At 66.9% G+C, this 26,288-nt stretch carries 24 protein-coding genes; 5 read left to right on the forward strand and 19 right to left on the reverse strand.

What is annotated here, in order from left to right:
- Nucleotides 1-10 precede the first annotated feature (10 nt).
- The 6 genes from selB to fdnG form a co-directional block, all read right to left on the reverse strand.
- On the reverse strand, nt 11-1,945 hold the full coding sequence (gene selB, locus IB259_RS26465; RefSeq protein WP_192330540.1) for a selenocysteine-specific translation elongation factor: 1,935 nt from the start codon (nt 1,943-1,945) through the stop codon (nt 11-13).
- Complete coding sequence (gene selA / locus IB259_RS26470; RefSeq protein ID WP_192330542.1) at nt 1,942-3,372, reverse strand: L-seryl-tRNA(Sec) selenium transferase; 1,431 nt, start codon at nt 3,370-3,372, stop codon at nt 1,942-1,944. Before selA ends, selB begins: the two co-directional genes overlap by 4 nt.
- Nucleotides 3,372-4,316: a formate dehydrogenase accessory protein FdhE gene (gene fdhE / locus IB259_RS26475; protein WP_054455896.1), complete on the reverse strand. Its 945-nt coding sequence runs from the start codon at nt 4,314-4,316 to the stop codon at nt 3,372-3,374. Before fdhE ends, selA begins: the two co-directional genes overlap by 1 nt.
- A 139-nt stretch (nt 4,317-4,455) precedes the next feature.
- Nucleotides 4,456-5,088, reverse strand: a complete 633-nt coding sequence (locus IB259_RS26480) for a formate dehydrogenase subunit gamma (protein ID WP_119451218.1) — start codon at nt 5,086-5,088, stop codon at nt 4,456-4,458.
- Nucleotides 5,081-5,980 (reverse strand): formate dehydrogenase subunit beta, encoded by a 900-nt coding sequence (fdxH, locus tag IB259_RS26485; protein ID WP_054455293.1) that lies wholly within the window; start codon nt 5,978-5,980, stop codon nt 5,081-5,083. The genes IB259_RS26480 and fdxH overlap by 8 nt, the downstream gene beginning before the upstream one ends.
- A gap of 10 nt (nt 5,981-5,990) precedes the next feature.
- On the reverse strand, nt 5,991-9,059 hold the full coding sequence (fdnG, locus tag IB259_RS26490; protein ID WP_147400263.1) for a formate dehydrogenase-N subunit alpha: 3,069 nt from the start codon (nt 9,057-9,059) through the stop codon (nt 5,991-5,993).
- A 304-nt stretch (nt 9,060-9,363) separates the two neighbouring features.
- Here fdnG and IB259_RS26495 point away from each other — a divergent pair, with 304 nt between their 5' ends.
- On the forward strand, nt 9,364-10,827 hold the full coding sequence (locus tag IB259_RS26495; protein ID WP_192330544.1) for a DUF1254 domain-containing protein: 1,464 nt from the start codon (nt 9,364-9,366) through the stop codon (nt 10,825-10,827).
- A 50-nt stretch (nt 10,828-10,877) separates the two neighbouring features.
- Nucleotides 10,878-11,381, forward strand: a complete 504-nt coding sequence (locus tag IB259_RS26500) for an acyl-CoA thioesterase (RefSeq protein WP_119451221.1) — start codon at nt 10,878-10,880, stop codon at nt 11,379-11,381.
- Between the two features lie 82 nt (nt 11,382-11,463).
- Here the strand turns inward: IB259_RS26500 and IB259_RS26505 are convergent, their stop codons facing one another.
- From IB259_RS26505 to ssuE, 9 genes are all read right to left on the reverse strand, one after another.
- A complete protein-coding gene (locus IB259_RS26505) occupies nt 11,464-12,471 on the reverse strand; it encodes a sterol desaturase family protein (protein ID WP_054455301.1) in 1,008 nt (335 codons plus the stop codon).
- A gap of 2 nt (nt 12,472-12,473) precedes the next feature.
- Nucleotides 12,474-13,268 carry a polysaccharide deacetylase family protein gene (locus IB259_RS26510; protein WP_166738279.1) on the reverse strand — a complete coding sequence of 265 codons (795 nt, stop codon included), beginning with the start codon at nt 13,266-13,268 and terminating at the stop codon, nt 12,474-12,476.
- On the reverse strand, nt 13,252-14,232 hold the full coding sequence (locus IB259_RS26515; RefSeq protein ID WP_175212804.1) for a YncE family protein: 981 nt from the start codon (nt 14,230-14,232) through the stop codon (nt 13,252-13,254). The genes IB259_RS26510 and IB259_RS26515 overlap by 17 nt, the downstream gene beginning before the upstream one ends.
- A 173-nt stretch (nt 14,233-14,405) precedes the next feature.
- A complete protein-coding gene (locus IB259_RS26520; RefSeq protein ID WP_054455305.1) occupies nt 14,406-15,272 on the reverse strand; it encodes a DUF2950 family protein in 867 nt (288 codons plus the stop codon).
- A gap of 5 nt (nt 15,273-15,277) precedes the next feature.
- Entirely contained in the window at nt 15,278-16,690 is a 1,413-nt protein-coding gene (locus IB259_RS26525; RefSeq protein ID WP_192330546.1) for a DUF3300 domain-containing protein, read from the reverse strand.
- Between the two features lie 122 nt (nt 16,691-16,812).
- Nucleotides 16,813-17,028 (reverse strand): molybdopterin-binding protein, encoded by a 216-nt coding sequence (locus tag IB259_RS26530; RefSeq protein ID WP_054455309.1) that lies wholly within the window; start codon nt 17,026-17,028, stop codon nt 16,813-16,815.
- 63 nt (nt 17,029-17,091) lie between these two features.
- Complete coding sequence (locus IB259_RS26535; RefSeq protein WP_192330547.1) at nt 17,092-17,988, reverse strand: ATP-binding cassette domain-containing protein; 897 nt, start codon at nt 17,986-17,988, stop codon at nt 17,092-17,094.
- Nucleotides 17,985-18,476 (reverse strand): ABC transporter permease subunit, encoded by a 492-nt coding sequence (locus IB259_RS26540; protein WP_119449914.1) that lies wholly within the window; start codon nt 18,474-18,476, stop codon nt 17,985-17,987. Before IB259_RS26540 ends, IB259_RS26535 begins: the two co-directional genes overlap by 4 nt.
- A gap of 3 nt (nt 18,477-18,479) precedes the next feature.
- Nucleotides 18,480-19,100, reverse strand: coding sequence for an NADPH-dependent FMN reductase (ssuE, locus tag IB259_RS26545; protein ID WP_054455313.1), 621 nt, complete (start codon nt 19,098-19,100; stop codon nt 18,480-18,482).
- A 241-nt stretch (nt 19,101-19,341) separates the two neighbouring features.
- Between ssuE and IB259_RS26550 the strand changes: the two genes are divergently transcribed.
- A complete protein-coding gene (locus IB259_RS26550) occupies nt 19,342-19,779 on the forward strand; it encodes a universal stress protein (RefSeq protein ID WP_054455315.1) in 438 nt (145 codons plus the stop codon).
- A 16-nt stretch (nt 19,780-19,795) separates the two neighbouring features.
- Here the strand turns inward: IB259_RS26550 and IB259_RS26555 are convergent, their stop codons facing one another.
- From IB259_RS26555 to IB259_RS26570, 4 genes are all read right to left on the reverse strand, one after another.
- Nucleotides 19,796-20,803 (reverse strand): 2Fe-2S iron-sulfur cluster-binding protein, encoded by a 1,008-nt coding sequence (locus IB259_RS26555; RefSeq protein ID WP_192330549.1) that lies wholly within the window; start codon nt 20,801-20,803, stop codon nt 19,796-19,798.
- 12 nt (nt 20,804-20,815) lie between these two features.
- Nucleotides 20,816-21,295 carry a heme-binding protein gene (locus tag IB259_RS26560; RefSeq protein WP_013391063.1) on the reverse strand — a complete coding sequence of 160 codons (480 nt, stop codon included), beginning with the start codon at nt 21,293-21,295 and terminating at the stop codon, nt 20,816-20,818.
- Between the two features lie 39 nt (nt 21,296-21,334).
- Entirely contained in the window at nt 21,335-22,795 is a 1,461-nt protein-coding gene (locus IB259_RS26565; protein ID WP_054455318.1) for an aldehyde dehydrogenase family protein, read from the reverse strand.
- 176 nt (nt 22,796-22,971) lie between these two features.
- Entirely contained in the window at nt 22,972-24,504 is a 1,533-nt protein-coding gene (locus IB259_RS26570) for a hypothetical protein (RefSeq protein ID WP_175162036.1), read from the reverse strand.
- Between the two features lie 229 nt (nt 24,505-24,733).
- On the opposite strand from IB259_RS26570, the gene IB259_RS26575 reads away from it, so the two are divergent.
- Nucleotides 24,734-25,477 carry a sulfite exporter TauE/SafE family protein gene (locus tag IB259_RS26575; RefSeq protein WP_054455320.1) on the forward strand — a complete coding sequence of 248 codons (744 nt, stop codon included), beginning with the start codon at nt 24,734-24,736 and terminating at the stop codon, nt 25,475-25,477.
- Between the two features lie 79 nt (nt 25,478-25,556).
- A complete protein-coding gene (locus IB259_RS26580; RefSeq protein WP_054455322.1) occupies nt 25,557-26,276 on the forward strand; it encodes a GntR family transcriptional regulator in 720 nt (239 codons plus the stop codon).
- Nucleotides 26,277-26,288: the final 12 nt, after the last annotated feature.

Consider the following 26,288-nt stretch of genomic DNA (forward strand, 5'->3'; position numbering starts at 1 on the left):
TGATACCGGGTTACTGCGCCTGCCGCGGGCTTCCGTAGGCGCTTTCCTGGCGCAACACGTGCGTGTCGCGCAAACGCCGCGTGTACCCCACGCGGTCGAAGAACTCCAGGATCTGGATCGCGCGCTTTCTGCCCAGGCCCGTAGCGTCGCGGAACGACGCGGCGTTCAAGCCCGCGGGCTGCGCCGCCAGGCCTTGCGCCAGCGCTGCCAACGCCGCCACCTGGTCGCGGTGATAGAACAGGTCCTTCACCACCTGGGCCACTTCGCCGCGCCGCAGCAGCTTGCGCAGCAGCTGCCGCATGCGGTCCTCGGGCTCGCCCAGCGTGCGGGCGAGATCCCGCACCCAGGGTGGGTCGAAGGCGCCGGCCGCCAGCAGGGGCAGCACGCGCCCGGCCAGCGCCGACTCCTCGGGCGCCAAGGTTGCGCTATGACCCGGCAGGTGCAGCCAGGGACCATTGCGCACGATGCGGCCATCGCGCTGCAGATCGTCCAGCGCCGCCTGCCACAGCGCATCCGGGCCGATGGGCATGGCCATGCGGCGCAAGCGCGGGCCGTCAGGGCCTGGCTCGTCGGGCGCGCCTTGATGGAAGGCCGCCAGCGCCTGTTCCACGCGCGCGCGCAGCGCGTCCCAATGGGCAGTCAGGATCAGGGTGCGCGGCGCCTGCGGCGTGCGCGCCTCCAGCCATACCGCAGCGGGCGGCGCAGCGATCTCATTTACAGGCTTGCCCGTCAGGCGCTGCAAGGCGTCTTCGTCCAGCCCCAGCGCAGCGTGCTGCAGCACGGGATGCAGGCCGGCGCCGTCCAGCATGGCCGCCAGCGCCTGCAGCCACTGCATGCGCGCGGCGGACCGGCGCTTGCGGTCAGGAGCGTTCGGGTCCAGCACCCGGCCGCCGCCGACCGTGCGCGTGGCCTGCGCGTTGCGCACAATGTAGCGGTCGCCCGGCATGACGCAGACGGGTTCGTCGAACACCAGCTGCACCCAGCCGGACTGTCCCGGGGCAAGCGATTCCGCGCTCAGCGGCACCACGTGCGCCACGTGACGCGCGGCGCCGATGTGCACATGCAGCGGCGCCCATGCGCGCACCGGCGCGTCGGCGGTTGCCAGCAGCGCCAGCGCCACGTCGACATGGCGCGACGGCAAAAAGCAGCGCGCATCCGCGATCCAGTCGCCGCGCGCGATGGCGTTCTTGTCCATGCCGGCGAGATTCAAGGCGCAACGTTGGCCGGCCGCGCCGGTTTCGCTGCGCTGGTTCTGGGCATGGATGCTGCGCACGCGTACGCGTGTGCCGGCAGGCATCAGCCGCAGGTCGGCAGCGTCGTCGTCCGCGCGCGCGAGTCCGGCATGGGCCGTGCCTGTCACCACCGTGCCGTGGCCGGCCAGGGTGAACACGCGATCGACGGCCAGCCGGAACAGGCCCGCGCTGTCGCGCTGGCGCAGGGCTTGAGCCTCGCCGTGCAGATAGTCTTTCAGTTCCGCCACGCCCGGGTCGCCGGCCTGCGACGCGCATACGGCGTATAGCGGCGCATCCTGCAGGAAGGTGCCCGCGGACAGTTCGGCAATTTCCGCGCGCACTGCCTGCAGCCGCCCGGCATCGGCGCGGTCGGTCTTGGTCAGCGCCACCGCGCCGCGTTCCACGCCCAGCAGGGTCAGGATCGCCAGGTGTTCGCGCGTCTGCGGCATGACGCCGTCGTCCGCCGCCACCACCAGCAGGCCGAAATCAATGCCGCTGGCGCCGGCCGCCATGGTGTGCACAAGCTTCTCGTGCCCGGGCACGTCGATGAAGCCCAGCACGTCGCCGTTGGGCAACGGGGTGTAGGCATAGCCCAGCTCGATGGAAATCCCGCGCGCCTTCTCTTCCTTGAGCCTGTCGGTATCGATGCCGGTCAGCGCCCGCACCAGCGTGGTCTTGCCGTGATCGATATGGCCTGCGGTGCCGATGATCACGCCAGGCGCTCCGCGAGTTGCGCGGCGAAGGCCGGTTCGTCGCGCGCTTCCAGGCAACGCAGATCCAGCCATAGGGCGTCGTCCGCAATGCGGCCGATCACGGGCACGGGCAGGCGGCGCAATTGCGTCTCCAGTTTGTCCAGGTGCCGGCCGGCGCGGCCGCTGCCGGTGTAGCGCGCGGCCAGGCCGTAGCTGGGCAGCTGGTCCACGGGCAAGGCGCCGCTGCCGATCTGGCTGAACATGGGCACGGCCTCTACCGCGTAGTGCTCGCCCGCCGCATGCGCCAGGACGCCGCGCAGGCGCTCGGCCTGCGGCTGGATGTCGCGTTGCGGGCGGGTCAACAAGCGCAGCGTGGTCAAGCGATCGGCCAGGAATTCGGGCGCGCGGTACAGGCCCAACACCGGCTCCAAGGCCGCCAGCGTCAGCTTGCTGACGCGCAGCGCGCGCTTGAGCGGATTCTTCTTGATCTTGCGGATCAGGTCCTTGCGGCCCACCAGCAGGCCGGCCTGCGGGCCGCCCAGCAGTTTGTCGCCGCTGAAGGTGACCAGGTCCGCGCCGGCCGCGATGGTTTCGCGCACGGTGTCTTCCTTGGGCAGGCCGAACTGGGTCAGGTCGACCAGCGTGCCGCTGCCCAGGTCCACGGTAGCGGGCAGGCCGCGCGCGTGCGCCAGCGCCGCCACCTCGGCCACGCTCACGCTCTTGGTGAAACCGGTGACCGCGTAGTTGCTGCAATGCACCTTCATCAGCATGGCGGTACGCGGGCCGATGGCGTTTTCGTAATCGGCGGCATGGGTGCGGTTGGTGGTGCCGACTTCGACCAGCTTGGCCCCGGCGCGCTTCATGATGTCCGGAATGCGGAACGCGCCGCCGATCTCGACCAGTTCGCCCCGGGACACCACGACTTCGCGCCGGTCTGCCAGGGCATTGAGCATCAGCAATACGGCGGCCGCATTGTTGTTGACCACGGTGGCGGCCTCGGCCCCCGTCAGGTCGCACAACAGTTCGTCGATCAGGTCGTCGCGGTCGCCGCGCCCGCCGGTGTCCAGGTCGAACTCCAGGTTGGCGGGGGTGGTGAGGGCGCGCAGCACCGACGCCACCGCCTCGTCGGGCAGCAGCGCCCGGCCCAGATTGGTGTGCAACACCGTACCGGTCAGGTTGTACACGGCCCGCAGCTTGGGCTCGGCGGCGCGGGCCAGGGCCGCGGCCACGCGCGCCGCCACGGCGTCGGCCTCCAATTCCTGGCGCGGCAACCCGCCGGCCAGCGCGCGTTCGCGCATCGCGTCCAGGTCGCGGCGCAGGGCTGCCACCACCTGCGTGCGGCCGTGCCCGTCCAGCGCGGCGCGCATGGCCGGCGCATTCAGCAACCGGTCCAGCGACGGGATCTCCGAGACCGCGGCCACGCCGCCTGCGGGCGCTGGCGCGGCCATTACTGCTCTGCTCCCGGCTCCGATCCGTGCCACAGCAACGGATTGCCGCTGGCCCGCGAATAGCCGGCCTCGCCGACCAGCACGTCCAGCATCAGGCTGGCCAGGTCGTCGGCCACGGGCTCCACCTGCAGGTCCTTGTCCTGGTAGAAGATCTTGCGATAGGTGTGGCAGTGGTCGCAGGTTTCGGCCTTGATGGCGGGCGTGCGGCCCTCGATGGCCTGGTAGGCCACCGATTCCACGTCTTCGCAATGCGAGCACTTCACCCGCACCATGTGCCACTGGGTCGCGCACAGGCTGCAGCACAGGTAGCGGTAGCCTTCGAACTGCCCGCCCACGCGGACCACGCTGGCCACCGGCAGGCTGGCGCAAACGGGACAGACGCCGAAGGGACTGGCCACTGGCAACTGCTTTTCGTCGAAACGGCTGGCCAGATCGGTCCAATAGACTTGCAGGGCCGCCATCACGAAGGGAGCGGCGGCGCCGTCCACGCCCTGGTCCTGCTCGGACAGCACGGCCTCGGCCAGATCCTCCAGCGACTCCGGGGACTCGGTCAGCGCGCGGCGCAGGCCGGCGCAGACTTCGATGGCCTCGGCCGGCACGTCCTTGGCGCTGGCGACGTGGTCCAGCAGCTGGCCCAGGATGTTGCGCCACAAGGGGTCGCGCGGCCAGCCCACGGCCTGCAGGGGCGGCATGCCATGCGCCTGCGCCAGCGAAATGCGCTCCTCGGAGGCCGCGGGCGCGGCGCAATCCTGCAAGGCGCGGTGCTGGGCGTCGACCAGATGCGCCATCAGCAGCAGGTAGTCGGCCACCGGGCTATCCGCCGCCAGCTGCCGCAAGCGGGCTGCACGCGTGGCAAAAACCGACGCGCGGTCCGGCAGGCTGACTTGGGGAATGCGGTTATGGTCTAGCGCTTCGATCTCGCCGCGCGGAAGAATTCGCTGCACTTGCGTCTCCAGATAAAAAAACACGGCTGCCAGCCTTCAAGGAGAAGGATAGCAGCCGTTGGGCGGGTGCGTGGGCGCCAGGAGAGGCCCATTTGCCGCAGAGCAAGCGGGACGCGCCTGCCAGCGCGCCCCGTCAGCTTTATTTTCTGATTTGTTCGCGGAACCAGGCGCGGTGATGCTTCCACGCCCAACCCGCCGTCACATACCCGCGCAGCATCGCGGTCAGGGAACCCTTGACCCAAATGGCAGCGTAGATGTGCACGATGATGGCGCAGATCAGCACCAGCGCGCTGACGGCATGCACCACCGAGGCGGCGCGGATGACCCAGATCGGGAAGTAGAACGCGAAGTACTCGCGCCAGATCACGATGCCGCTGACGAACAGGCCCAGCATGCAGAGGATCAACACGTAGAACAGCAGCTTCTGGCCGGCGTTGTACTTGCCGACTTCCGGGAGCTTTTCCTCGCGGTTCTCGACCACGTCGTTCAGTTGCCGCATCCACTGGCGATCGGCCTTCGTCATGAGGTTGTGCCGCCACATGTGGCCGGCGAACACGACGAAGCAGACGAACATCACGATCCCGATGAAGGGATGCAGGATGCGCGTCCAGGGACCGCCCCCGAACAGGTTGGTCAGCCAGTACATGGACGGGTGGAACAACGCCAGCCCGGACAGTGCCAACAGGATGAACGTGAAGGCGATGATCCAGTGGTTGGTGCGCTCACCTGGCGTGTAGCGCTTGATCCGGCGGTGATGGCGGTCTTCACTCATGGCGCACCTCCTCTTCGGCACGGCGTTCGTCTTCCTCGGACACCTCGTTGCGGCCAACGCGGGCGTAGTGGAAGAAGCCCGCCAGCGCGGTCAGGGCCATGGCGGCCACGCCCAGCGGTTTGGCCAGGCCCTTCCACAGCGAAACCATGGGGCTGATCTGCGGGTCCTTGGGCAGCCCGTGGTACAGCCCGGGCTGGTCGGCGTGATGCAGCACGTACATGACGTGGGTGCCGCCCACGCCCTGCGGGTCATACAGGCCGGCCTTGTCGAAGCCGCGCGACTTGAGGTCGACGATCCGTTCCTCGGCGTGCTGCGTCATGTCTTCCTTGGTACCGAAGACGATGGCGCCGGTGGGACAGGCCTTGACGCAGGCCGGCTCCTGGCCGACGGCCACGCGGTCGGAACACAGGGTGCACTTGTACGCCTTGTGGTCCTTCTTGGAGATGCGCGGCACGTTGAATGGACAGCCAGTGATGCAGTAGCCGCAACCGATGCAGTTCTCTTCGTGGAAATCCACGATGCCGTTGTTGTACTGGATGATGGCGCCCGGCGAGGGACAGGCCTTCAGGCAGCCCGGATCCTCGCAGTGCATGCAGCCGTCCTTGCGGATCAGCCATTCCAGGTCGCCTTGCGGATTCTCGTATTCGGAGAAGCGCATGACGGTCCAGGAATGCTCGGTCAGGTCGGCAGGGTTGTCGTAGACGCCCACGTTGGTGCCGATCTCGTCGCGCAGATCGTTCCATTCCATACAGGCGCTTTGGCAAGCCTTGCAGCCGATGCACTTGGAGACGTCGATCAGCTTGGCCACCGAGCCCGTGACGGGCTCGCGGATGCCCGGCGGCGGCGTGGTGGTGGCGGAGCGCCGCTTGATGTCTAGGGATTGCATGGACATGTCGGTCTCCTTAGGCCTTCTCGACCTGCACCAGGAACGACTTGAATTCCGGCGTCTGGGAATTCCCGTCGCCCACGAACGGCGTCAGGGTGTTGGTGAGGAAGCCGGGTTTGGCCAGGCCCACGAAGCCCCAGTGGATGGGGATGCCCACGTGGTGCACGGTCTTGCCCTCGATGGTCAGCGCGCGCAAGCGCTTGGTGACCAGCGCCACCGCCTTGATGTAGCCGCGGTTGGACGACACCTTCACGCGCGACCCGTTGGCAATGCCCAATTCCTTGGCCAGCGCCTCGCCGATCTCCACGAACTGCTCCGGCTGGAGGATCGAGTTGATGCGGACGTGCTTGGTCCAGTAGTGGAAGTGCTCGGTCAGGCGGTAGGTCGTGGCCACGTAGGGGAACTTGTCCACGGTGCCCATCGCGGCCAGGTCGTCCTTGAAGACCCGCGCGGCCGGATTGCTGGTGACGCCCTTGGCCTTCGGATACAGCGGGTTGTAGCCCAGCGGCGTCTCGAAGGGTTCGTAGTGCTCGGGGAACGGCCCTTCGGCCATGCCCGCCCGCGCGAAGAAGCGCGCCACACCCTCGGGGTTCATGATGAACGGACCCATGCCGCCGTCGGGATTTTCATCGCCCTTGAAGTCGGGGATGTCCGCGCCGGTCCAGAACTTGCCGTTCCAGGAGATCAGGCTGCGGCGCGGATCGAAGGGCTTGCCCGCCACGTCACAGGAGGCGCGGTTGTACAGGATGCGGCGATTGGCCGGCCACGCCCAGGCCCAGTTCAGGGTCTGGCCGATGCCGGTCGGGTCGCTGTTGTCGCGCCGCGCCATCAGGTTGCCGCCAGGCCCCCAGGCGCCCGCGAAGATCCAACAGCCGCTGATGGTGGAGCCATCGTCGCGCAGTTCCGCGAAGCCGGCCAATTGCTCGCCGGCCTTGCGGGTGACCTTGGAAGGATCCTTGGGGTCGGTCAGTTCCACCAGTGCCTTGCCGGTGTATTCCTTGGCCAGCTCTTCGGCGGTGGGATTCTGCGGATTGGAGTACGGCCACGACAGGTTGACGATGGGATCGGGATACTTGCCGCCCTCGTCCTGGTACATCTTGCGCAGGCGCGTGAACAGCAGCGCCATGATCTCGATGTCGCTCTTGGCTTCGCCCGGAGGCTCCGCGCCCTTCCAGTGCCATTGCAGCCAGCGGCCGGAGTTCACCAGCGTGCCGTCTTCCTCGGCGAAACAGGTGGTCGGCAGACGGAAGACCTCGGTCTGGATCTTGGACGGATCCACATCGTTGGCCTCGCCCGCGTTGCGCCAAAACTCGGAGGTCTCGGTGACCAGCGGATCCATGATGACCAGGAATTTCAGCTTGGCGAAACCGGCGTTCAGCTTGGCCTTGTTGGGCGCGGCCGCCAGGGGGTTGAAGCCCTGGGCGATGTAGCCATTCATCTTGCCCTGGTTCATGAGCTCGTAGACCTGCAGCATGTCGTAGAGCTTGTCCAGCTTGGGCAGGTAGTCGAACGCCCAATTGTTTTCGGCCGTGGCGGACTTGCCCCACCAGGCCTTCATCAGGCTCACGTGGAACTTGCTGTAGTTCTGCCAGTAGCTAAGCTGATTGGGCCGCAGGGGTTTCTGCGTGCGCGACTCGATGTACTTGCCGTAGTCCTGCTCGGGCTCGTTGGGCAGGGTCATGTAGCCGGGCAGCAGGTTCGACATCAGGCCCAGATCGGTCAGGCCCTGGATGTTCGAGTGCCCGCGCAGCGCGTTCATGCCGCCGCCGGCGATGCCGATGTTGCCCAGCAGCAGCTGCACCATCGCGCCCGTGCGGATGATCTGCGAACCGATGGAGTGCTGCGTCCACCCCAGCGCGTAGAGGATGGTCGCGGCGCGGTTGGTGGTGGCGGTGGAAGCCAGCATCTCGCACACCTTCAGGAACTTGTCCTTGGGCGTGCCGCAGACGCGCTCGACCATGTCTTCGGTGTAGCGCGAGTAGTGCTTCTTCAGCAACTGGTAGACGGTGCGCGGATGCGCCAGCGTCGGATCCGTCTTGACGTAGCCGTCGTCGCCGCGCTCGTAGTCCCAGCTGGCCTTGTTGTAGGTGCGCTTTTCGGCGTCGTAGCCGGAATACAGGCCTGCGTCGAACGCGAAGTCCTCGCGCACGATGAAGGAAAAGTCCGTGTAGTTGCGCACGTACTCGTGCTGGATCTTGTCGTTGTCCAGCAGATACTTGATGACGCCGCCCAAGAAGATGATGTCGGTGCCGGTGCGTATGGGCGCGTAGAAGTCCGCCACGGATGCCGAGCGCGTAAAGCGCGGATCCACGACGATCAGCTTTGCCTTGTTATGGGCCTTTGCTTCCGTGACCCATTTGAACCCGCAAGGGTGGGCCTCGGCGGCATTGCCGCCCATGATCAGTACTACGTCCGCGTTCTTGATGTCGACCCAATGGTTCGTCATCGCTCCACGGCCAAACGTCGGGGCAAGACCTGCCACCGTCGGGCCATGTCAGACACGGGCTTGGTTATCGAACGCCAGTATCCCCATGCTGCGCACAGTCTTGTGCGTGATGTAGCCGACCTCGTTGCTGCTTGCCGAGGCCGCCAGCATGCCGGTGGTCAGCCACCGGTTGACGGTCTTGCCGTCCGCGGTCTTCTCGACGAAGTTCGCGTCGCGGTCCGCCTTCATGAGCTTGGTGATGCGGGTCAGGGCGTCGTCCCACGACATCCGCACCCATTTGTCCGAACCTGGAGCCCGGTATTCCGGGTACTTCAGGCGGTTGGGGCTGTGGATGAAGTCGATCAGGGCAGCGCCCTTCGGACAGAGCGTGCCGCGGTTGACGGGGTGGTCGGGGTCGCCTTCGATGTGCATGATGCTGGCACGGGCGTTCTTGGAGCCGTCGCCCAAGCCGTACATCAGCAGTCCACAGGCGACCGAACAGTAGGGACAGGTGTTGCGCGTTTCAGTCATGCGCGCAAGCTTGTACTGGCGGACTTCGGCCATGGCCGTGCCGGGGGCTGCCCCCAGCAAAGCCAGGCTGGAGCCTGCCAGCGTCGCACCGGTCACCTTGAAGAACTGGCGGCGATTCATGTTGACCATGAAACACTCCTCTCCTGGTGAAATGGAGGAAGCCGTTGGCTGGCCGAAGCAAAAAGCCCTACGGTTTCCAAGGATATTTTTCCAAGTATAGGCTTTGCGGGACGGACGCGCCATGGCATCCGGCCCCAAAGAGACCTTCCTTATGTCTGAAATTTGGCGGCGAAATAGGGTTTTTTCGCAGATTTTGGATGATCCTGCGGCTGCTACCATTCCCGGCTGCCTGGACTGGCCCCCACGCTCCCCATTCGGGGACGCCGCGCCTCCAGCCTTCCCTCCTGTTTTCCGCATGACCGTAGGAGCGCCGATGCGCCGCCTTGTTGCCCTGGCCCTGTCCATCACCGCCGCGCTCGCGCCCGCCACGCTGACCCGCGCGGCCCCGGCCGCGCTGACTCCCGCGGCGGCGGCCACCGAGGCCGCCCACCAGGCGGGCATGGAAGGCTATCTGTACTTCTATCCGCTGGTCACGATGGACCTGACCCGCCGCCAGTTCACCCATCCGTCCCGCGGCGCCGACGGCGCGCCGGCCAACACCTTTCTGCACGCGCGTGCGCTGCCGCAGCCGGGCGCCGGCACGCCCTGGGCCAACCCCGACATGCTGCGCAGCGTCGGCTGGCTGGACCTGACGTCCGGGCCGGTGGTGCTGTCGGTGCCGGATACCCAAGGCCGGCTCTATACGCTGACGCTGCTGGACATGTGGACCGACGTGTTCGCCACGCTGGGCAAGCGCAGCACCGGCACGGCCAAGGGCAATACCGTGATCGTTCCGCCGGGCTGGAACGGCGTGCTGCCCTCGGGCATGGCGCGCATCGACGCGCCCACCGCCTATGTTTGGGCCAAGAATCTGATCCAGGCCGATGGGCCTGCCGATTACCCCGCGCTCCACGCCTTGCAGGACGGCTTCCTGGTGACGCCGCTGGCGCAATGGAACCTGCCCGCGCAGGCGCAGCGGTTGAAGGCCGATCCTTCCCTGAATCTGCGCATCCCCGTGCGCGAGCAGGTCGAATCCATGCCGACCGACGCCTACTTCGAATATGCGGCGGAGCTGCTGCGCAAGAACCCGCCGCATGCCACCGACCAGCCGGTGCTGGCCAGGCTGCGCGGCGCCGGGCTGGTCGCCGGCCGGCCATTCGACTTCGCCCAGCTCGACCATCCTGCCAAACAGGGCTTGCGCCGCGGCCTGCGGGCGGCGCGCGAGCGCATGACGGCGGCAGCCGGCGCCACGGTGCGCAGCGTCAACGGCTGGCACCAGGAAACCGCCAGCATCGGCGTCTACGGCAATTCCTATCTGCGGCGCGCCCTGGCGGCGCAGGCGCAGCCGGGCGCGGGCCTGCCCGAAGACCTGAGCGTGCTGCTGGCGGCCGACAGCCAGGGCGCACCGCTGGATGGCGCGCATGGCTACACGCTGCATTTCGAAAGCGGCCAATTGCCGCCCGCCGCGGCGCTGTGGTCGCTGGCGGCCTATGACGCGCAAGGCATGCCGTCGGCCAATCCACTGAACCGCTACGCGCTGGGCGACCGCGACCCGCTGCGCTACAACGCCGACGGTTCGCTGGACCTGCGCATCAGCCATGCGCCGCCCGCGCCCGAGGAACAGTCCAACTGGCTGCCGCTGCCTGCCGCCGGCGCGGTCAGCGTGCTGCTGCGCGTGTATGCGCCGGAATCTGCCCTGCTGGACGGATTGTGGACGCCCCCCGCCCTGCTGCGCGACGCCCCGCCCGAAGAAGCGACGCAAGAAACCCCGCAAGCCGCTGAAAAGACGCAGCCATGACAGGCGCCTGCCGCTACCATAGGCGTTTTATCCAAGATTGAACGCCCGCCATGGACGAAGCCTTTAGCCACCAATTGTCGATGACCATCCTGATGACGCCGGACATGGCGAATTTCTCAGGGAATGTGCACGGCGGAACCATCCTCAAGTACCTGGACCAGGTGGCCTACGCCTGTGCCAGCCGGTACGCCGGCCAATATGTGGTGACCCTGTCCGTGGACCAGGTCGTGTTCCGCGAACCGATCCACGTGGGCGAACTGGTGACCTTTCTGGCGGCGGTGAACTACACCGGCCGCACGTCCATGGAAATCGGCATCAAGGTCGTCACCGAGGACATCCGCAAGAAGCTCGTGCGCCACACCAACAGCTGCTATTTCACGATGGTTGCGGTGGATGATCAGGGCGCGCCGACCGCGGTGCCGCCGCTGGAACCGCGCAACCTGGAAGAGAAGCAACGCATGGAAGCCGCCCGGCTGCGCCGCGAACTGCGCCAGGAAATGGAACGCCGGCACGGCGAGATCAAGCGCGAAACCACGCACGACGCGCAACCCTGAAACGGAATTCCCTACCCGCCCAAAACAAAACGAGCCCAGCGGGCTCGTTTTTTCATGCGCGGCCTTTGAGGCCAGGCCGCTTTCAGGCGCGTTCAACCGAGGCCGGCGGCGACGGCGGCGCGGCGGCGGGTTCGCGGTCGCGGCCCACCATGCGTTTCAAGCCCAGCCACTGCTGCGACCAGAAGCCGCGGCCGTAATCGCGCCCGCCCAGTTCCGCCTGCTGGTCATGAATGCCCGTGGGGCCGTAGCCCACGCCGAAGCGGGCGGTGCGGAACAGTACGTCCCAGATGGGAAACAGCGCCGCAAAGTTGTAGCCGCCCACCGGACCCGGCGTGGAGGCGTCGTAGGCGATGGAATGGTGGTGGCGGTGAAAGCGCGGGCTGACCAGCAGGCGCTCGCCGATGGCGCCGAAATGCATGCGCAGATTGGCGTGCGAGAAACTCTGCGCCAGCTGAGTGATGGCCACCACCATGACGAACTGCGCCGGCGGCACGCCCACCAGTTGCGACACGAACACCACCAGCACGTCGCGCAGCATATCGTCCAGCAGGTGGTTGCGGTCGTCGCTCCAGATGGTCATCTGGCGCTGGCTGTGATGCACGGCGTGCAAAGCCCAGAGCCAGCCGAAACGGTGCTGGGCACGGTGGTAGATGTAATCCACCGCGTCGAACAGCAACAGGTAGATGATCAGGCTGACCCAGGCCTTGTCCGTCACGCCGGGCCAGTACTGGTCCAGCTGGAAAGGCGCGAAACCCCAGACGTGCAGCTGACCAAACACGCTGTCCCACAACGGGTCGATGGTGAAGAACAGCAGCAGGCGGAAAGCGCCCAGCCGGTGGATCAGCGTGTACAGCACGTCGATGCCGATCTGGCGACGGTCGGTAACCGCCTCCACGGGGCGCAGGCGCTGCAGGGGACCGAACACCAAAACCAGCACGACAATCTGCAGCAGGCCGACCAGCAGCCACATGGTGGCGTCGTAGCCGTCCTCGATGAAGTTGCTCATGCCCAGGTGGAACAGCGCGGGCTGAATCGCCGTTTCGAAGAGCCATTGCTGGCACTCTCCGAACAATTGACTAAGCGTATCCATGATCAGTGATGATTAGCGATCCAATCGCGATAGGACGGGTGCGTGTCCAAGGTAGCAAAACAATAGCCCTTGCGCTGCAAACCTTCAATCAGCGGCTCCAGCACGGCTGGCGCCCACGGATCCTGGCGCGACCAGATGCCCAGGTGGGCCAGCAGGATGTCGCCGGGCTTGATGGTGCGCAGCGCCTGGTCCAGCAGGCGGGCGTTGGGGTATTTGTCACTGGGCAGTTCATCGCCCAGGAAGCCGGCGGGCGCCCAGCCCACGTGCTCGAAGCCGCAGGCCTTGGCCGCCTTCAGCAGCGCAGGCGAGGTCTTGCCGCCCGGCGCGCGGTAGATCGGCAGCATGTTCTTGCCCGTCATCTGATGGAAACGGGTGACGGACCGCTTGATCTCGGCGCAATACTGCTCGGGCGTCCATTCGGCGCGCTTGCCCGCGTCCGGGCCGGCGCTGGGCTTGACGCGGAACTTGCCGCCAGGAAGATCCGCCTGCCAATAGACGTGGTCATAGGTGTGCGAGCCGAAGACATGGCCTTCCGCCGCGCGCGCCTTCCACCAGGGCGCCCACACGTCATCCAGGCTGGAGCCGTCGGTCAGCGTGCGCTCGTTGGCCAGGAAAAAAGTGACCTTGACGTTGTGGCGGGCCAATACGTCCGCGATCAGCGGGGCCACGCCCATGTGGCCGGTATCGAACGTCAGGTAGACAGGCTTGTCGCAGGTCGCTGGCGCTGCCATTCCCATGCTGGGAAAGGCCAGCGCAAGCATCACCGCGGCGTGGACGCGCTTATCTCGTAGGAGCATGGTTCAGCGTCCAGACGCCGTGAGGCGACTTGCCCACCGGCACCTGATTGACCACCTTCTTCTGTTCCAGGTCCACCACGGTGAGCTTGCGGGCCCAGCGCGAGGTGACCAGCAGGGTCTTGCCATCGGCCAGCACGTCCATGCAGTCGGGACCGCCGGGCACCGGGAAGGTGTCGGTGACGGCCAGCGTCTGCAGGTCGATGCGGCTGATGGAGTTGGCGGTGCGGTTGCTGACGAACAGGTGGCGGTGGTCGCCCTGCGCGCGGAAGGCGTGGGCGCCCGCGGCGGTCTTGATGCGCGTCACCAGCTTGGCCGGGCCGCTGCTGACGTCGTAGGCCTCGACGTAGGAGTCGCCGGTCAGCGCCACCAGCAGGGTTTTCTGGTCGGGCGTCAGGAATACGTCCGCAGGCGTCTTGCCCACCGACACCGTCCATTTCGGCGTCTGCGTGGCCAGGTCGATGGCGATGAGCTGATCGCTGTCCTGCAGCGTCACGTAGGCCGTGGTGCTGGCCTTGTCGATCATGATGTGGCTGGGCGTCTTGCCAGCCTGGATGCGCTTGACCAGTTTGAGGTCGAAGCCTTTTTCCAGCGGATGCCAGGAATAGATGTCGATGTGGTCCAGGCGGTTGGCCGCGGTCACGAACCACTTCATGTCCGGCGAGAACTGCAGCTGGTAGGGATCGACGATGCCGGTCAGCGTGCGCTGCACTTCACCGGTCTTGGGATCCATCAGCGTGATCGAATCGCTGGTGGCGTTGGCCACCATGAGCGACTTTTCGTCGGGAGTCAGGTACAGGTGATGCGGCTCCTTGCCCGTGGGCACGCGCCGCAATTCCTTGTAGGTGGCCGGATCGACGATGCTGACGTTGGCGTCCAGGGAGTTCAGGACGAAAATCGGGGCCGAGGCCGCCGCGGCGCTAAGCGCCATCCCTACGCCGAAGAGGGCGTAGCGGACAAAATGCATGGGGTTCAATTTCTAGGTCCGGCAAAGGGGTATCGGGCAGGGTCCCGGTGCTCGCCATTTTAGGCACAGCGGGCTGACAAAAGGGCGTCGCGCTACCCGATGCGGACAAACGGACACGCCTGTTGCGACCCAGCAACAGGCGTGTCCCGATTACTCTTCGGAAGCTGGAAAAATCATTTGCTGCCAACGGGTTGCGCGTCGGCGTCGGTCCAGGTTCCGGCACTGATATCGCGTTCCCGCAAGGCCGCGGCGCGTGCCGCGGACGCGGGTCCCAGGTCGGCTTCCAACACGCGCCCGTCGGGACCGACGACGAAGGAGTCGATGCCCGTCTGCCCGTAGCGCGCCGGCCAGGCCACGATTCGGTACGAGCCTCCGTCCGCGCCCGGTATCACCTTGTACCGGTAGCCGTAGTAAGCGTCGTCCAGCGGCACCTCCGGCCCCATGCTGAGCGCGTCCAACCCGTAGGCCTGCTGCGGTGCGCCCGGCACCTCGGGCCAGTACAGCCCGTCGCGTTGTCCCGGACGGCTGACCAGGCGGCTCGCGTAGCGTCCCTGGCCCACGCTGTCCTTGTATCGCCCCTGCGCGGCCTGCAGCTCGCGCAGCGTTTCGATGGCGGTCAGTTCGTTGCGGCCGATGGCGCGGCGGCGGATTTCCGCCGTGCCCGCCGCCGGGTCGAAACGCCAGCCCTGCCCGGCGCGCACGATGGGTACGGGCAGGGTCCAGCCCGAATCCCCGACCGCCAGCCAGGAACGGCCGCCATCGGCCACGATCTCGTGCTTGCGCGACCAGGCCGCCAGGAAACGGTAGATGTCGTCCTGCGCCACGCCGCCCGGCACGATCTTGCGATGATTCGGCCCCAACACCTTGGCCAGTTTGTCGAGGTCACTGGTGGCCATGGCGTCGACGAAGGCGTCGGCGGCGGCCTGCGGACTCGGATAAAGGCTTTGCGCCGCGGCGGGGGCCGCAAGGCCCAGCGCCAGCAGCGACGCGGCGCCCAGCGCGCGCAAACGAGCAATGGTCATGAGAGTTCCCTTGTCCATGATGCTTATCTCCGGCCACCGAAATGTCCGCCGCCGCCACCGCCGCGTCCGCCGCCCCCATGTCCGCCGCCGCGCGGGCCGCCACCGCCGCCGCGGCTCATCTCGCTGCGCGTGCGCTGCTGCCGCATCTGGTCGCCGTTGCCGGCGCCGCTCAGCGCGTTGGCGCTATTGGAAGCGCGGCCGCGGTCGCGTGCGGCCGCTTCGTCGGCGCGCTGGCGCTGGGCCGCGGCCTGGCGGTCCTGCGTGGACACGCTGGAGGCAGGCCGGCTGTGCTGCGCCTGCCCGCCGCCCTGCGCCCGGTCGCGGGCGCCTTGTCCGCCCTGCCCGCCTTGTCCGGCCCGCTGCCCTTGTCCCTGCCCGCGATTGGCCGCGGCGTCTCCCCTGCCCGCCCCCTGGCCGCGCCCCGCGCCCGGTTCGGAATGGCCGGGTATGGACTGCCCGGTACGGCCTTCGAACGACTGCGCCGCGCGCTGGCGCGCGGCATCGCGGGAGTTCGGCGCTGCCGCTGCGCCCGGCGCGCGGCCCCCCTGCGCCCGGTTCTGCACGCCGGCCTGACGCTGGCTGTCGAAGCGCTGGCGGCTGGCCTGGTCGGCATACGGCGTATTGCCGCGGTTGGCCGGGTTGTGCTGCCAGGTCGTTCTATTGTTGTTGATGTTGTTGCGGTCGATGCGCTGGTTGACGTTGATGTTGTTGTAGCGGTTGACGTCGATGTCGACGTCGTTATGCCCCCAGTCGAACCCGCCCCACATGGAGTTGACCGCAGCCACGCCCAGGCCGAAGCCGATGCCGGCCACCAGCGAGGTGGCGAACACCGAGCCCGGAGGCGGCGGATAGTAGTAAGGCGGATAGGAGGGATAGGCCCAGGTGCCGTACACCACCGTCGGGTTGTAGCTGGGCACGTACACCACCTGCGGATCGGCCGGCTCGATCACCACGACGGTCTTGTCGTTGGTGGTGCTGGAGGTGACCTTCTGCTGCGGCGTGCTCTTCAGGTTGCCGGCCTTCTGCGCCTGGACGCGCAGCCGCTGGACCGAATCCATGACGGCGTCGGGCTGCGCCAGGAAGGCGTCGCCCACGGATTTCACCCAGTCAGGCTGGCGGCCCATCATGTCCATGACCGAGGGGAAGGCCACCAGGGATTTGACGCTGGGATCCCAGGACTCGCCCTCGACCGCCTTGACGGCCTGGTCTCCGGATTCCGAGGTGTGGGCGGCCGACCATTTGGCGGCCGCCGCGACATCGTCGGGGTAGGTCGCACCCATGAGGATTTGCGAGAGCAGCGAATCCGGATACAGCGCCACGGGCGCCATCAACTGATCCAGTTGCGCGTTGTCCAGCTTGGTCTGCGCCGTGGCGGGAAGGCAGACCGCCAACCCCAGGCATAACCAGCCGATGAACCATTGTTGCAGTCGACGCATTTTCCGTTCTCCGTGTATCGCCAAGCGTAAAGCCACAAGCCAGGAGGAACTGCCGGATATCGCGCTGACAATATATGCCTAACCCCGGCGCAGGGGAAGCGCCGGCGTGGGTCTGCCTCGGTTCACAGTTTGGCGACGGAAACCTCGGTCGCCTTGACGAAAGCCAGCACCTCGGTGCCGACCTCCAGGCCCAACTCCTTGACCGACCGGGTGGTGATCACCGAGGTCACGATGCCGGCCGGCGTATCCACGTCCACCTCGGACACCACCGGACCCAGGATGATCTCCTTGATCTTGCCGCGGAACTGGTTGCGGGCGTTGATGGATTGAATGCTCATGGTCTTGCTCCTGGGGTAAAGGGCGGCGTCATGCCGCCCATGGGGGAATCGCCGGGCGCGGTCTCAGACCGCCAGCCTCAGGTGCCGGATCTGGATGACGGGCGCCAAGGGACGGCCAGCGTCCGGCGTGTCTTGTTGACGCAAGGCGGCGCGCAGCACGCGGGCCTCCAGGGCGGCGACAGCGGCCGAACCGCGCACGCGGGGACGCGCCAGGCCGACGCGCTCGTCCAGCGCCACGCCGCCTTCGTCCAGCACCAGGATGCGGTCCGCCACCGCCACGGCCTCGGCCGCGTCGTCGGTCGCCAGCACGGCGGTAAAGCCCTGCTGGCGCCAGAGATCCTCCAGCAGCCGCTGCGCCTCGATGCGGCTCAGCGAATCCAGCTCCTGGAAAGGCTCGTCCAGCAACAACAAGCCGGGACGGCGCGCCAGGGCCCGGGCCAGCGCCACGCGCTGGCGCTGCGGTTCGGATAGCTGCGCGGGCCACTCGCCGCCGCGGCCGTCCAGTCCGACCTGCCGCAACGCTTCGGCCGCCGGCGCCGTGCCGGGCAACCCCAGGGCGACGTTGTGCAACACGGTCTTCCAGGGCAAAAGGCGTGAGTCCGACAGCAAGAGACGCACGCGGGCGTCGGGCTCCCAGACGGGAAAGTTGTCGAACAGCAGCGGCGGACGGCCCGGCTCGCCACCTTGCTCGCCGCTGGGCGCAAGCTTGCCGGCCAGCAGATGCAGCAAGGTGCTCTTGCCGCTGCCGGCGCGCCCGACCACGGCCACGAACTCGCCGGCCGCGATCTCCAGGTCCAGCGGCTGCAAGGCAATGCGGTCGCCGTGGCGCTTGGCGAGCTTGCGCAAGGTCACGCGCAGCGCAGCCTGCGGCTCGGCCTCGGGCGCTTCGTCCGGCTCCGTCGGCTGGCGCACGTCCAGGTGCTGCAATAGCTCGAATTCGTTGGGATTGATGAACATCATCGCGGCCTCCAGCGCAGCAGCCAGCGCTCCAGCGCGCTTACCAACGCCCCCGAGCCCACGCTGAGAGCCGCGTAGAGCGCAATCGCCAGCAACAGCGTCGTCGCACCCGGCGGACCGCTGCCCAGCCATTGCGGAATTCCCAATCGCGTCGGCGTCGCGAACAGTTCCAATGCGATCAGGGTCAGCCATAGAAGTCCCAGCCCCTGCCTCAGGCCCGTCAGGATGAACGGCAATGCGCCTGGCAGCAGCACATGCCAATAGAGCGCCCAGCCGTTCAAGCCATGAGACCGACCGGTTTCGACCAGCGCCGGATCCGCCGCGCGTATGCCGCGCACCGTCTGGTACAGGAGCGGCGCAAGCAGGCTCAACGCCGGCAGCGCCGGCCTGGCCGTCTCGCTGCCGCCCAGCCAAAGTGCGGCGAGCAGCGCGCCTCCCAGCCAGCGCAGAGCCGGGGCGTCGGGAGCGTTGCGGGCGTGGGCGCGGCGCATCGGTCAGACGCTGAAGGCGCCCGCCAACGCGAGCCGGCCCAGATCGTAGGATGGGCTGGAAACGGCGACGCGCGGCAAGACCAGCTCGGACAGACGCTCCACCGAGTCATCCAGCCGCCGGCTGACCTCCCCGTCTATCTCGCGCGCGCCGAATTCGTCCAGGCGAACCTGCGTATCGGTGGCGTAGACGCCCGCCAGGATGTGGCGCGCGCCCAGCGCTGACAGCACGGGCTTCAAGCCATACTCCAGCGCCAACAGATGCGCCGGGCTGCCCCCCGTGGCGATGGGCAACACCACCTTGCCGGCCAACGCCTTGGGATCCAGCAGGTCCAACACCGCCTTCAACCCGCCGGAAAAGGAAGCCTGGTAGACCGGCGAGGAAATCACCACCGCGTCTGCCGCCGCCACGCGTGCGCGCAGCGCGTTGGCCGCGGGGCCGGCGTAGTTGCCTTCTATCAGGTCTTCGGCGGGGATATCGCGCAAGCCCAGTTCTCCCACGCTCAAGCCCCGCCGCTGCAGGATCCCGGCGGCGTGCCGCAGCAGCACCGAGGAACGGGAGCGCTGCGATGGACTGCCGGCGATGGCAAGGACGCGGGCGTGAGCCTGGTGACGTGGCGATGACATGAAGGGTCGTTTCCGGCGGTGGGTTCAAGAAGTCGAACCGATTCTGTCATCGCCGCGCGGCGCCGAAAAATACTTAGTCGATATGAGGTTATGTTGAAGCGCGGGTTCGGCCGCTTTGGGAAATATGCGAAGACTGCCGCCCGGGCGCCTCGTCCGTATGCAGGACTGGCTTGCACCTGGCGGCGAGCCTATACTGGATTGGCTAGTTGCTCCCGATTCCTTTTCCTAAAGGAGAGGCAACATGTATAAGCACCTGCTCGTCGCCGTGGACGGCTCCCTGCTGTCTGAATCGGCTTTCAAGCGCGCTCTTGTTTTCGCCAAGGAAATGGGAGCCACCGTCACGCTCATCCGCGCCATTCCGGAGGACCATCTGCTGGTCTACCAGGCCGAAATGCTGGGCACCACGCAGGCGCACCACACCGACCAGGCGCGCAAGAATGCGCAAACCTACCTGGACAACCTGGAAATGGAAGCGCGCCACGCGCTGGTGCCGTGCAATGCCGTGGTCACGGTCAACGACCATCCGCACGAAGCCATCGTCGAGGCCGCGCAGAACCAGGGCTGCGACCTGATCGTCATGGGTTCGCACGGCCGCCACGGCATGACGGGCTTCCTGCTGGGCAGCGAAACCCAGCGCGTGCTGGCGCGCACCAAGCTGCCGGTGCTGGTGTACCGCTAGGCGCCGGCGCGGCCGCTCAGGCCGCGGCCAGCGCGTGCTGGAAGGTGAAGCTGTCGGAGTACATGTGATCCAGGCTGGCGCCGCGCGCGGCCAGCAGGCTCTTGGCTTGGTGGATCATGTCCGGCGCGCCGCACAGGTAGAAGGCGTGCTCGGACAGATCCTGGTGGTCCTCCAGGACCGCTTGCTGCACATGGCCGCGGCGGCCCTGCCAATCGGCGCCCGCGCGCGACAGCACCGGCACGAAGTTGAATTCGTACAGCCGCCCCGCCCAGCTTTCGATCTCGTCGCGCAGATACAGGTCTGCTTCGGTGCGCATGCCCCAGTAGAGCGTGACGGGCGGGCAGTCCTCGTTGTCCAGCAGCGATTCCAGAATGGCCTTGATCGGCGCGATGCCGGTCCCCGTGGCCATCATGATGAGCGGCCGCCAGTCTTCCTCGTGGTAGCTGAATACGCCCAGCGGCGCTTCGATCTCCACGCCGGCGCCGGCTTGCGCCTGGCCCAGCCACTGATCGGTGTAACGGCCGCCGGGAATGCGACGCACATGGAAATCCACCAGGTTGCCGGCGGGTGCGGAAGCCATGGAAAAGCTGCGCGTCTCGCCGTCGGGCAGCACCACGTTCATGTACTGGCCCGGCACGTACTCCAGGCCCGCCTCTGGCAGCGCCAGCGTCAGGTGGATGACGTCATCGCATAAGCGCTCGATGCGGTGGATGGTGGCGGGCAGGCGGCGCGGTTCGGGAAACGACTGCCGGCTGCTGGCCACGCTGATGCAAAGATCGCCCAGGGGCCGGGCCTGGCAGGCCAGCGCGTAGCCTTCGGCCGCTTCTTCGGGTGTCAGGGCCATGGGGAACTCTTCGTACTCCACGGCGCCGGATTCCAGCTTGATGCGGCAGGTGCCGCAGCCGCCGAAGGTGCACTCGTGCGGCAGCTTCACCGCCGAGCGTTCGGCGGCCTGCAGCACGGATTCGCCTTCTTCGACCTGGAACGACTCGTCGGTTTGCAGGATATGCACGCGGTATGCCATGGCCGGCCTCGCTTATTTCTTGATGTCAGCCTCGACCAGCACTTTCATGCCGCGCGGCTCCAGCAGCGTCGCCAGTGCCGCAAGCGCGGCCAGACCAGCCTTGGTGTCCTGTTCGCCGTTGCCGCCGCTCAGGCCCACGCCGCCGATCACTTCGTTGTTGACCACAATGGGAAAGCCGCCGACAAACACGGCGAACTTGCCGTCAAAGCTCCACTGGATGCCGAACGCTTCGTTGCCGGGCAGCGCGGGACCGTTGGGCGGCGTGTTGAACAGATGCGTGGAACGCTTGTGCCCGGCCGCTGTGAATGCCTTGTTCCAGGCAATCTGCGGGCCGGTGATGCGGGCGCCGTCCATGCGTTCCAGCGCGATGGGATAGCCGCCGTCGTCGACGATGCAAATCGTCTCCAGCACGCCGATCTCTTCCGATTTGGCGATGGCCGCGCGCACCATCACGCGCGCTTCTTCAAGTTCCAGACGATAGACCTGCTTCATGGGGATGACCTCCTTTGCTTGCGTGTAGGGACCGCAGCCTCAGCCGGCGCGGTAGACAGTCTTGATCTGCGTGTAGAACTCCAGTCCCACGCGCCCCGATTCGCGGAACGTGGAAGTGCTGGAGTGCTTGAGTCCGCCGAACGGCGCGTTGATCAGGTTGCCGGTGGTGGTCCGATTGATCTTCACGGTGCCGGCCTGGATGTCGCGGGCGAAACGGTGGGCATAGCGCGCATCGGTGGTGGCGATGGCGGCCGACAGGCCGTATTCGGTGTCGTTGGCGCGGGCAATGGCGTCTTCGTAGCCGTCCACTTCAATCAGTGCGATCACCGGGCCGAAAATCTCTTCACGGGCGATGCGCATCTGCTGCGTGACGTCGGTGAACAGCGCGGGCGACACGTAATAGCCGCGCTCGAACCCGGCACCCGTCAGGCGGTCGCCGCCGTACAGGTGCGTGGCCTCCTGCTTGCCGACCGCCACGTAGCCCAGCACGTTGTCCAGCTGCTTGGCGGTGGCCAGCGGCCCCAGGTCGAAGTTGCCGTCCAGGCCGTTGCCTATGGTCAGCGTCTTGATGCGGGCCAGCAGCTTGTCGGTGTAGGCCTGGCGCACGCGCTTGTCCACCAGCACCCGGCTGGTGCCGGTGCAGGCCTGGCCGCTGAGCGAAAAGCCGCCCTTCACAGTCAGGTCCACGGCTCGGTCCAGGTCGGCGTCCGCCAGCACGATCAAGGGATTCTTGCCGCCCAGTTCCATCTGCGTGCGGGTGGTCAGGCCGGCGGTCCGGTGTATCTGCTCGCCCGCGGCGGTGGAGCCTGTAAAGGAAATCGCCCGTACCGCGCGCGCACCGGTGATGGCCTCGCCCACGGCGCCGGCCGGGCCGGTCAGGAAGTTCAGCACCCCGGCCGGCAGGCCTGCCTGCACGAAGGCTTCGGTCAGCCGGTAGCCCGACATGGGCGCGTCGGACGAGGGCTTGAACACCACGGTATTGCCCGTGATGAGCGCCGGGGCAATCTTGCGGGCGGGGATGGAAATGGGGAAGTTCCAGGGGGAAATCACCGTCACCACGCCCAGCGGTTCGCGCTGGCTGTAGACCACCATGTCCGGATCGTCGTTGGGATAGGTTTCGCCCGTGAATGACTGCCCTTCCACTGCGTAGAAGCGGATCGTCTGCGCCGAACGCAGCACCTCGTCCCGGGCCAGGTTCAGGCTCTTGCCCTCTTCGCGGGTCAATTCGCGCGCGATGTCGTTGGCGTGGTCTTCCAGATACTGGGCCGCGCGGAACAGGATGGCGGCGCGCTTGGAGATCGGCGTATCGCGCCAGCCGGCGAAGGCGGCCTCGGCGGATGCCACCGCCTGGCGGGCGTCTTCGGCGTCCGACACCTGGAAACGGCCCACGATGTCGCTGGTGTCGGCCGGGTTGATGTTGGGCGCCGTCTTGCCGGTGCCGCTGGGCACCCAGCTGCCGCCGATGTGGTTCAGGAATGTTTGCTGCGAGAGATCGTCCACGGAAGCTCTTCCTTAGTCTGCGCCCGTCTGGCCGCGAGTGCCTGGGCGGGTTGGCTTATGAACATTGTATACTTTAATCAATATGGATCGATACGTGTAAACCCCTGCTCTGGACAGGTCGCCACCTGGAAAAAAGGGTCCCCGCAGGGACCCCAAAGCAGCGCCACAAACAGGTATCAGCTCCAGATCAGCACGGCGCAGATCGTGGAGACGAACAGCGCCAGCAGCACCGGCACCAGCAAGGCGCGCACCAGCGACAACACGTTCACCCGCGCAAAGCCCGCCACCGCGATCAGCGAGGACCAGGCGATCAGCGTGCCGCCGCCCGTCCAGACCGCGCCCATCTGGCCCACTGCCGCCAGCGTCGCCGGGTCCACGCCCACTACAGGGCCCAGGGCGCCGGACAGGGTGCCGGTCAGGGGCAGGCCGGCGAAGCCCGATCCGTCGATGCCGGTGATCATCCCGACCAGCAGCACGCCGAACGCCACGAGGAAATGGTTTTCAGGGATCAGGTGCTGGCCGGCGGAGATCACCTCGAACAGCAGGCCCGGCGCCTGCGCTTGCGGCACGCCCAGGATCTGCGCGGCGGTTTCATTGGCGCCCACGAAGAAGAAACCCGCGATCGGCAGCACCGAGCCCATGGCCTTGAAGGCGAACACGAAGCCGTCGGTGACGTGTTCCGGACAGACGTCCAGCATCTTGCGCGGGCCTTCCGCGGCCAGGGTCACCAGCATCATCACGACAAAGGCCACGCCGCCCACCAGCGCCGCCGCATCGCCGCCGCGCAGCGCGGGCAGGGACGGGAACAGGCGCGGCAGCACCATGACCGCGATCACCGCGAGAAAGGCCAACGGCGTCACCACGGCAAAGGTCTTGGACCAGCGCACGCGGCGGCGCTCTTCGTCGCTCAGGGCCGGGCCGCTGGGCAAGGCAGGGTCCGCGCCCATGGTGCCCCGTGCCAGCTCGGCCTTGTCGAAGGAGCCGGACTGTTCGATGCGCGCCAGGCTGCCGTCCTGCGCGCGGGCCTGCCAGGCGGACAGGAGCCCAGCATCGGCCGGCACGATGTGCTTGCGGATCAGCAGGTAGGCCGCCACCAGCGCGACCCCGCCGGTGATGAGCGATAGCACCAGCGCGCGGTCCGCGACCACGGCGGCGCTAACCGCCGCCCCGGCAGCCTTGGCGCTGATGCTGGGCGCCACGCCGATCACGTAGTCCGAGGACAGCGCCATGCCCTGGCCGGCGATGGCGATGGCCATGGCGCCCGCCAAGGGCGGCAGGCCCGCCGCGATGGCCGCGGGCAGCAGGATGGCGGACACCAGCGGCACCGCCGGCGTCGGCCAGAAGAACAGCGAGATCACATAAGTACAGAGAGCGATGATCAGGAAGGACGAATGCCCGCCCCGCATGACGCGGCGAAACGGCTGCACCATGCGCACGTCCGCCTGCAGGGTTTTCAGCGCATTGAGCAGCGCCGTCATGAAGGTGATCACCAGGAAGATGTTGAACAGCTCCTTGGCCGCCACGAAGCTGGCCGAGAAGATGCCTATCAGGGCGCTGATCGGATTGCCCGTGATGGCCAGCACCACCAGAAAGGTGCCGATGACCGACGGCACCACCACGTTGGCCCGCAGAATCATCGTCAGGATGATGGCGGCCACGCTGATCAGGTACATCCAGTGAGCAGCGTTGAGCACTACGTCCGCTTGCATGTGCTATTCCCCTTGTATGCGTGGCAGTTATGTCGCCACGTTCGGTATACTATATTTCGTTTGTAGTCATACCAATCAAAATATGCAGCGCCTAGGGAAAGCGATAATTCTGAAAAATCCATGAATAGCGCCGAAAAATCAGGGGATTACCCTAGTTTTTGAAGCACTTCATGAAATTCGGAAAAATCCTGGATAGACTATCGTATACATAGTAAAGACTACTCCAGGCATGCCATCCTCCCTGCCGTATCCCGATCTTCTGCAGTACGCCACCATGGCCGCCGTGGTGTTCGGCGCCGCGATCGCGCAGGGCGTGGGCGGCGTGGGCTTCGCGATGTTCGCCGCGCCGGTGGCGGCCATGTTCTTTCCGCAGTTGGCGCCGGGGCCGCTCTTGACGCTGGGCGGCTTCATTTCGCTGCTGACCGCATTGCGCGAGCGGGCCGCCATCGACTGGCCTTCGGTGTCCTACGCGCTGGCGGGACGCGCCGTCGGTACGCTGATCGCGATCTACGCCATGACGCGCTTCGCGCCGCAGGCGCTGGGGGTGCTGTTCGCCGCCCTGATCCTGGTGGCCGTGGCGCTGAGCGCGGCCGGCCTGCACTTTTCCGCCACGCCCGGACGCGTGTCCGGCGCGGGCGTGGCCTCGGGCATCATGGGCACCATGACTTCGGTGGGCGCGCCGCCCATCGCCATCGTGATGCAGCACGCGGCGCCGCCGCGCCTGCGCGCCACGCTCGGCATGGTGCTGTTCCTGGGATCGATCTTCTCGCTGGCCATGCTGGCATGGGCCAAGCGGTATACGGGCTATCACGCCGGACTGGCGCTCAGCCTGGCGCCTTTCCTGCTGGCCGGTTTTGCGGTCTCCAACCGGCTGCGCCACCGTCTGCCGCCGCGCGCGGTGCGCGGCGTGCTGCTGGCGGTATGCGCCTTGGGCGCGCTGGGCGTACTGGCCAAGGCTTTTTGGGGACACTGATGCGGTGCGCCCCCCAAGCCATGCAGCTACACCCGGTAATACAATGGAGACTGTATCCATTAAGCCAAACCTGCTCGCCATGACAACCTCACCCGTCAGCCCGCAAGCCGCAGCAACGCAGCATTCCGCCTCGCTGAAGATCGGCGAGCAGCATCCGCAGTTGTTTGCCGTCATCCGCGACAAGCTGCGCGAGCGCATCCTCAGCGGCGAGTTCACGCCCGGCGACCGCCTGGTCGAGGGCCGCCTGTCCGAAGAAATGGGCGTCTCGCGCATCCCCGTGCGCGAAGCGCTGCGCGCATTGGCCGCCGAAGGCCTGGTGACCATCGAGCCGCGCCGCGGCGCGTCCGTGTCGGTGCTGTCCGACGCCGTCGCCTACGACATGGTGGAGGTGCGCGCCACGCTGGAAGGCCTGAACGCCAAGCTCGCGGCGCAGCGCCGCGATGAGAAAACCGTGGAACGCCTGCAGGCCTTCCTGCGCGAAGGCACGGAAGCGGCGCGCGGCGAACAGCTGGACAAGTTCCTGGCGCTGAATTCCCAGTTCCACGAAATGCTGGCCACCATCGGCGGCAACGTGGTGCTGACCGACCTGATGCGTTCGTTGCGCGACCGTACGGCGCTGCTGTTCGCGCCCAGCAATATGCTGCGCGCCAAGCAGAACTGGGATGAGCATTCGCAGATCCTCAACGCCGTCATCGCCGGCAACGGCGACCTGGCCGCGCTGCTGGCCAGCCAGCACGTGCATAACGCCGCCAAGGCCTATACGGAAGCCCAGCAGCAGCCGCACGCGTCGGTGGCCTGAACGGGCCTGCCG

The sequence above is a fragment of the Achromobacter sp. ACM04 genome, assembly GCF_014851465.1.
GTDB lineage: Bacteria > Pseudomonadota > Gammaproteobacteria > Burkholderiales > Burkholderiaceae_B > Achromobacter > Achromobacter aegrifaciens.